Here is a 7,028-nt window from a genome sequence, read left to right on the forward strand (position 1 = left end):
GGGGCGGGGAGGGGAACAGCCCGCCGCAGGCGTCACGACCCGCCGGACACCCCCTGGCCGCGACCATTCGGCTCCGCCCCCGGCGTGGGCGGGAGAAGCCCCAGCTCGGCGGCGCGCACCCCGGCCTGAAACCGGGAGTTGGCCCCGAGCTGGCACATGATGTCGGCCACGTACCGCCGATAGGTGCGCACCGAGACGGTGAGTTCGCGGGCCGCGACCTCGTCGGTGACCCCGGCCTGGAGGTACTTGAGGATGCGGCGGGCGAACGCCGCCCGGGTGCGGTCCCCGAAGACGAACCGCTCCCCGGCCCGGAAGGCGTCCTTCCAGATGGACTCGAAGAGCATCCGCAGCGAGTGCAGCAGCTCCGCCACCCGGATCACCGACGCCCGCCGTCCGGCCGCCGACTCGGCCACCACCAGCGCCACGCTGTCGTCCACGATGAGCGCCTGGAGCGGCGGCATATGGGCCACCCGGATGGCCACGGCCCGCTCCCGGCCCAGCTGTTCGCGGACGAAGTCGTCGTCCAGCAGCGTGGGCGTGGTCAGCAGCCGGATGGCCACACCCTCCTTGGCGCCGTAGAGCAGGTCCCGCTCGACCTGGTCGCTGCGCCGCCGCAGCCGGTCCGCCCGGGACGGCCGTCGCGCGTGGATGATGTCGATGCTGGTCCGCGCCTCTTCGACCAGGCTCTCGGCCGTCTCCAGCACCGCGTCGTAGGCGTCGTCGACCACGGTGATGAGCTGCTCCTGGGAGCTGCGGTCCCGGTGCAGCGCGACCATCGACTCGATGCGCGCCTTCGCTTCCAGCAGGGCCTTTTCGAGTTCGTCCTCGCGCGAGCCGGACATGCCAACCATCCCCCTGAAGATATGGATCAGCGGGCCGCCGCGAACCCCGTGACGGCCCGGTCCCGACAGCGTTGTGTCGTCGCCCTCAGTCGGCGAGCAGGCCGAGCTCGACCGCGCGCGCCCCGGCCTGGAAGCGCGAGCTGGCGTCCAGCTCCCGCATGATCTCCGCGACATGACGGCGGTAGGTGCGCAGCGACACATTGATCGCCCGCGCCGCGGTCTCGTCGGTGTGACCGGCGCGCAGGGCCTCCAGAACGGTGCGGGCGAACTCCGTGCGCAGCCTCGGCGCGAGCCCGAGGTGGTCCGCCAGCTTGCGGCCCCGGGACCAGGCACCGGCGAAGAGGAGCTCCAGGGCCCGTACGGCGCCGAGGTCGTTGACGACGGCCACCTGCCCCTCCGGCTCCTGGACCTGCGTCTGTACCAGCGCCGAGGCGCCGTCGACCACCACGATGCCGCGCAACTCGCTCTGCGAGACGCGCACTTCGGGGCGGACCCGGGTCAGCGGGCGCAGCCGCTCGGCCACGCCCTCCGCGGCCGGCACATTGCACAGCACCCGGACCACCGCCCGGCTCGGGGTGCGGTCCAGCTCCTCGATCACCGCGTTCTCGAAGGCGCCCGCGCCGGTGAGGGTCACGGCCACCGAGTACCGGGCGCCACCGATGAGCGGGGCGAGGGAGTCGCCGAGCCGGGCGCCGTCGGTGCGCACCACCGGGGAGGGCGTGGTCAGTCTGCGCGAATGCAGCAGAACCGTGGACTCGATCAGCTTGCGCGCCTGTAACAGCGCCTGTTCCAGATGAGACGCGTGGTCGTCGGCCCGCTCCGTCGTCTCGTCGCCACGCCGTGGATCAACACCACGTGGATCAATTGCCACACCCATCCCGAATCCCCCGTCGATTGGCATGCACCGGTTCTTCGCCATCCGCCGAGCCCTGAGAATTCACCCGAGCGGAATGGCACCGTGCGTAGCAGTGTATTGGACACTAGATTGAGCCCACAGATTGGGTCAACCGTCAGCGAGTCAAGGTGCTCACCGGCCAAAGAACAAGTAAACGACCGTTTTCTGTGAAGCGTGCACCCATGCGCCGCAACTGTCAGGTTGCTGCGCACCGACCCCCTAAGCGGAATCGCTTCCCCTCCTTTTCGCCCCGATGCGCATGCGTACGATCACGCTTCGCCACACCGGTGTCCTCTTGAGGCCAACTCCGCTTCCCCACGGGCACCTTGCTGCCTACGGTGATCACGTGATGACACAGCCCCGCAGACTGCTTCAGCACCTTACGTCACAGTAGTCGACAATGACCACATGCGCCTCAGTTGTTTTGGCCTACGCTATCGACCGAAAAGCGCCATGAATTGCCTCCTTCTTTGTTGAGCGATAAAGAATTCAACCGTGCCAGGGGAATGAATTCGGCCATACTTTCCGCTCCCCGCCCGTCCTGCCGGGGAACGAATCCCGCTCCCCCGTGCGGCGGAGCCGGATGGTCCCGGAGAGGGACGCGGCCCCCGGCGCCGAGCGCGAAGATGATCGCAACGCACAGAAGGAGAGCTCGATGGACCGGTGGGACCGGATGGGGCGGCTGGCCGCGTACGGGGGCGCCGCCGCCATGGCCCCCTATGCCGTGATCAAGGTGTCGTGGGTGGTCGGCTCACTGCTCGGACTGGCGCCCGTCGGGGCCGGGTTCGGGCTCGCCGAATGGGTGGTGCTCAACACCGTCACGGTCGGCATGGCGGTCATCGGGATCACTCTCGGACTGGCGCTGGCCCGGCCGTGGGGGATGCGGCTGCCCGGGGTGCCACTGGTCTTCTGCGCCTGGGTCGGCGCGGGGTTCCTGGTCTCGATGCTGCCGTACGCGGTGGCCGACTCGCTGCTGTCGGAGCCGGACACCTCCGGGTCCGGGAGCGACAGCGACCCGCAGATGCCCGGCTGGGAGGCCGCCCTGATCCAGTTCGGCTTCATCGGCATGGGCCTGGGCCTCGCCCTCGCGCTCCCCGCCTATCTGCGCAGGCGCTGGCCGGAGGCGTTCACCGGCCGGGCCGGCGGGCCCTCACCGCTCGGCCGGGCGGCCGTGGCGCTCGGCGCCGCCGTCGGCCTGATGTGGCTGTACTGGGCGGCGGGCGGCACCGCGGGCCTCGCCCACCCCGACGAGGGCCGCACCACCTGGCGCCTGCTGTGCGGGATCTGCGGCACCTGGGCGCTGGTCGCCGCGTTCGCCGTGGCCCGTCCGGGCCGCGAGGGCCCCGGCCGGCTCCCCCGCTGGCTGCCGTCGGTCCTCGGCTGGCTCGGCTCGGGCTCGCTGTTCGCGTGGAGCGGCTGGAAGCTGCCCTTCACGCTGTACGTCGCGATCGCCTCGCCCCCCGACGTCGTCCTCCCGGAGCGGCTGGGCCTCGCGATCACCCTCCATCTGTGCGCCGCCCTGGCGGGCGGCGCCATGATGTGGACCCTCACCCGCGCCCCGTCCCGGACCGCCCCGGGCGTGGCCACGGCCCCGCCCGCCTGACGCCGCCCGACGCCAACGGCCTCGCGGGGCCGGGGCCTTCCGCCTCAGCCCTTCCGCCTCAGCGCTCCTCGCGCACCGGCTCCAGCACCGCCACGCACTCCACGTGGTGGGTCACCGGGAAGAGGTCGAAGGCGCGGGTGCGGCGCGGGGCGTAGCCCGCCTGGCGGAAGTACTCGAGGTCGCGGGCGAGGGCCGCCGGGTCGCAGGCGACGTAGGCGATGCGGCGGGCGCCCAGGGCCGCGAGGCGGGTGACCGTCTCCTTGCCCGCGCCCGCGCGGGGCGGGTCCAGGACGATCAGGTCGGCCTCGGTGATCCCGGTGCGGGGCAGCACCTGCTCGACCTTGCCGTGCTCGATACGGACGCGCTCCAGGTCCTGGAGGTTGTGCCGGGCGTCCTCGACCGCGCGCTTGCTCGACTCGATGCCCAGCACCGCGCCGCGCTCCCCCACCCGCTCGGCGATCGCGCCCGCGAAGAGGCCGACGCCGCAGTACAGATCGAGGGCCATCTCGCCCTTACGGGGCATCAGTCCCTGCATCACGGCCTCGACGAGGACGTCCGCCGCCTTGGAGTGGACCTGCCAGAAGCCGCCCTCGCCGACCCGCCAGGTGCGGCCCGCCGCGCGCTCGCGGACGAAGGGGCGGCCGTGGACGCGGTGCACCAGACGGGTCCGCTCACGGCCGCGGGACTCGCTGACCCGCAGCACCGAGACCGGCCGGTCCAGCTCCACGATCGGCAGCCGGCCGCCGGGGCGCGGGGTGAGGACCACCTGCCGGTCGGAGGAGCCGGTGGCGGCGATGGCCTCCACGGTGGCGATCTGGGGCCATTCGCGCTTCTCGACGCCGAGTTCGGTGACGCCGGTGGCGGCGATCAGACAGTGGTCGATCGGCTCGACCTCGTGCGAGCGGTGGCGGCGCAGCCCGGGACGGCCCTGCTCGTCCACCGCGTAACTCACCCGGGTGCGCCAGGCCGGAACCTCGCCGCGGGCCACCTTGTCGCCGGGCGCGGGCTCGACCGTGCCGTCCCAGCCCGCCTCTTCGGGGGTGAGCCCGGCCAGTCGGGCCAGCTGCTCGGTGATCACCTCGGCCTTGAGCCTGCGCTGGGCGCCGGGGGCGGCGTGCTGCCAGTCGCAGCCGCCGCACTTGCCGGGCCCGGCGAACGGGCACGGCGCCTCGACCCGGTCCTTGGAGGCGTCCAGCACCCGCACCGCGTCGGCGCGCAGGAAGCGCGCGCCCTCCTCGCCCTCGGTCACCCGGGCGACGACCCGCTCGCCGGGCAGCGCGTGCCGGACGAACAGCACCTGGCCCTCGGCGGTCCGGGCGATGCAGTGGCCGCCGTGCGCCACCGGGCCGACCTCGACCTCGTACTCCTCGCCGACCAGCGATGCCTTGGGTTCACTTTGCATGGCGGGCTCAGGCTCCAGAAGGGGTGAGGGGGCACGGTGGGACAACAGCCCACCAGTCTACGTCGCGCGCGACCTCACCCCGTCACCCCCGGAAGACCGGAGGCGCCCCGAGGGGGCGCGGGCCTGTGTCGATGTGCGGCTCCGCCGCGTGGGCGCGACCGGCCACGACGGCGCCCCGGACGATCGACGGCAGGTCAGGGCACTCCCCGCGGAGCGCCTAGCGTCCCGGCACCTGCGAGGTGACCCCCGGCTTCTCGCCCTTCGCCCCCTTCTCGCCCCTCTCCCGCTTGGGCGGGATCACCGGGCCGCGCCGCACCGCACCCGGCGCGCTCCACTCGGCCCGCTTGCGGGCCCGCTTCCGGGCCAGCTCGGAGGAGTCCAGCTGCCACGGCACGGAGGTCACCATGACGCCCGGGGTGAACAGCAGCCGCCCCTTGAGCCGCAGCGCGCTCTGGTTGTGCAGCAGATGCTCGTACCAGCGGCCGACCACGTACTCGGGGATGAAGACGGAGACCACATCGCGCGGGCTCTCCCGGCGCAGGCTCTTGACGTAGTCGATGACCGGCCGGGTGATCTCGCGGTAGGGCGAGTCGAGGATCTTGAGCGGTACGTCTATGCCGCGCTCGTGCCACACCGTCTGGAGCGCCTTGGTCTCGGCGGGATCCACATTGATGCTCAGGGCCTCCAGCCGGTGGGAGCGCATCAGCTTGGCGTAGGCCAGGGCGCGCAGCGTCGGCTTGTGGACCTTGGAGACCAGGACGATGGAGTGCACCCGGGAGGGGCGCACCTCCTCCTCGTCGAGCTGTTCGGTGGCCGCCGCCAACTCCTCGGAGACACCGTCGTAGTGGCGCCTGATGGCCGTCATGGTGACGTAGAAGATGACCATGCCGAGCAGGGCCACCCAGGCACCGTGGGTGAACTTCGTCAGCAGCACCACGACCAGCACCAGTCCGGTGAAGAAGGCCCCGAAGGTGTTGATCGCGCGGGCGCGGATCATGCGGCGGCGGGTGCCCGGGTCCCGCTCGGTGGCCAGATGGCGGTTCCAGTGCCGCACCATGCCGGTCTGGCTGAGGGTGAACGAGACGAAGACACCGACGATGTAGAGCTGGATCAGCCGGGTGGAGTCGGCCCCGTAGAGGTAGACCAGGACCGCGGCGGCGGAGGCCAGCAGCACGATGCCGTTGGAGAAGGCGAGCCGGTCGCCGCGGGTGTGCAGCTGCCGGGGCAGATAGCGGTCCTGGGCCAGGATCGAGCCGAGCAGCGGGAAGCCGTTGTACGCGGTGTTGGCGGCCAGGAACAGCACCAGCGCGGTGGCCGCCGCCAGCACCACGAAGAGGAACGAGCCGTCGCCGAAGACCGCGGCCGCGACCTGCGAGATCACCGGGTTCTGGGTGTAGTCGGCACCGAGCGGTGCCCCGTTCTTCAGCAGGTCGTGCGCGGGGTTCTCGGCCATCTTGACGTTGGTGGCCAGGGCGAGGGTGATGATGCCGACGAACATGGTCACGGCGAGCCCGCCCATCAGCGCCAGCGTGGTGGCCGCGTTACGGCTCTTGGGCTTGCGGAAGGCGGGCACGCCGTTGCTGATCGCCTCGACGCCGGTCAGGGCGGCACAGCCGTCGGAGAACGCGCGCAGCAGCAGGAAGATCAGCGCGAAGCCGGCCAGCCCGGTCTGCTCGGCGTGCACCTCGTAGCCCGCGGTGGGGGCCTTCATGTCATCGCCCAGGACCAGCCCGCGGTAGGCGCCCCAGAGGATCATCACGAAGACGCCGCCGACGAAGACATAGGTGGGGATCGCGAAGAGCTTCCCCGACTCCCGTACGCCCCGCAGGTTCATGAGCGTCAGCAGCAGGATGATCCCGACCGCGCACAGCGTCTTGTTCTCGACGAAGAAGGGGACGGCCGAGCCGAGGTTCTCCACACCCGAGGAGATCGACACCGCCACCGTGAGGACGTAGTCGACCAGCAGGGCGCTGGCGACGGTGAGTCCCGCCTTGGGGCCGAGGTTGGTGGTGGCTACCTCGTAGTCACCGCCTCCGCTGGGGTACGCGTGGACGTTCTGGCGGTACGAGGCGACCACCGTGAACATCAGCACGATGATGGCGATCGTGATCCATGGGCTGTAGTGGTAGGCCGACGCACCCGCCACGGACAGAACGATCATCACCTGCCCCGGCGCGTACGCGACGGAGGACAGGGGGTCGGAGGCGAAGACGGGGAGCGCGATGCGCTTCGGGAGGAGGGTCTCCCCCAGCTTGTCGCTGCGCAGCGCCCGCCCGATCAGGATCC

5 protein-coding genes are annotated in these 7,028 nt (G+C 71.5%); 1 reads left to right on the top strand and 4 read right to left on the bottom strand.

The features are described 5' to 3' along the window. Window positions 1-32: 32 nt before the first annotated feature. Together GWI24_RS37535 and GWI24_RS37540 are read right to left on the bottom strand one after the other, a co-directional pair. A complete protein-coding gene (locus GWI24_RS37535) occupies window positions 33-842 on the bottom strand; it encodes a LuxR family transcriptional regulator (protein ID WP_210950521.1) in 810 nt (269 codons plus the stop codon). 85 nt (window positions 843-927) lie between these two features. Then, window positions 928-1,719: a DNA-binding response regulator gene (locus GWI24_RS37540; protein ID WP_247617434.1), complete on the bottom strand. Its 792-nt coding sequence runs from the start codon at window positions 1,717-1,719 to the stop codon at window positions 928-930. Between the two features lie 673 nt (window positions 1,720-2,392). Between GWI24_RS37540 and GWI24_RS37545 the strand changes: the two genes are divergently transcribed. Beyond that, the gene (locus GWI24_RS37545; protein ID WP_210950522.1) at window positions 2,393-3,340 is read left to right on the top strand and encodes a hypothetical protein; all 948 of its coding nucleotides are present in this window, start codon (window positions 2,393-2,395) and stop codon (window positions 3,338-3,340) included. A 58-nt stretch (window positions 3,341-3,398) separates the two neighbouring features. Here GWI24_RS37545 and GWI24_RS37550 read toward each other — a convergent pair whose 3' ends face one another. Both GWI24_RS37550 and GWI24_RS37555 read right to left on the bottom strand, forming a co-directional pair. Further along, window positions 3,399-4,742 carry a class I SAM-dependent RNA methyltransferase gene (locus tag GWI24_RS37550; protein WP_210950523.1) on the bottom strand — a complete coding sequence of 448 codons (1,344 nt, stop codon included), beginning with the start codon at window positions 4,740-4,742 and terminating at the stop codon, window positions 3,399-3,401. Window positions 4,743-4,959: 217 nt separating this feature from the next. Beyond that, the gene (locus GWI24_RS37555) at window positions 4,960-7,026 is read right to left on the bottom strand and encodes an APC family permease (RefSeq protein WP_308344218.1); all 2,067 of its coding nucleotides are present in this window, start codon (window positions 7,024-7,026) and stop codon (window positions 4,960-4,962) included. Window positions 7,027-7,028 lie beyond the last annotated feature (2 nt).

The organism is Streptomyces sp. MK37H (genome assembly GCF_018035285.1).
Lineage (GTDB): Bacteria > Actinomycetota > Actinomycetes > Streptomycetales > Streptomycetaceae > Streptomyces > Streptomyces endocoffeicus.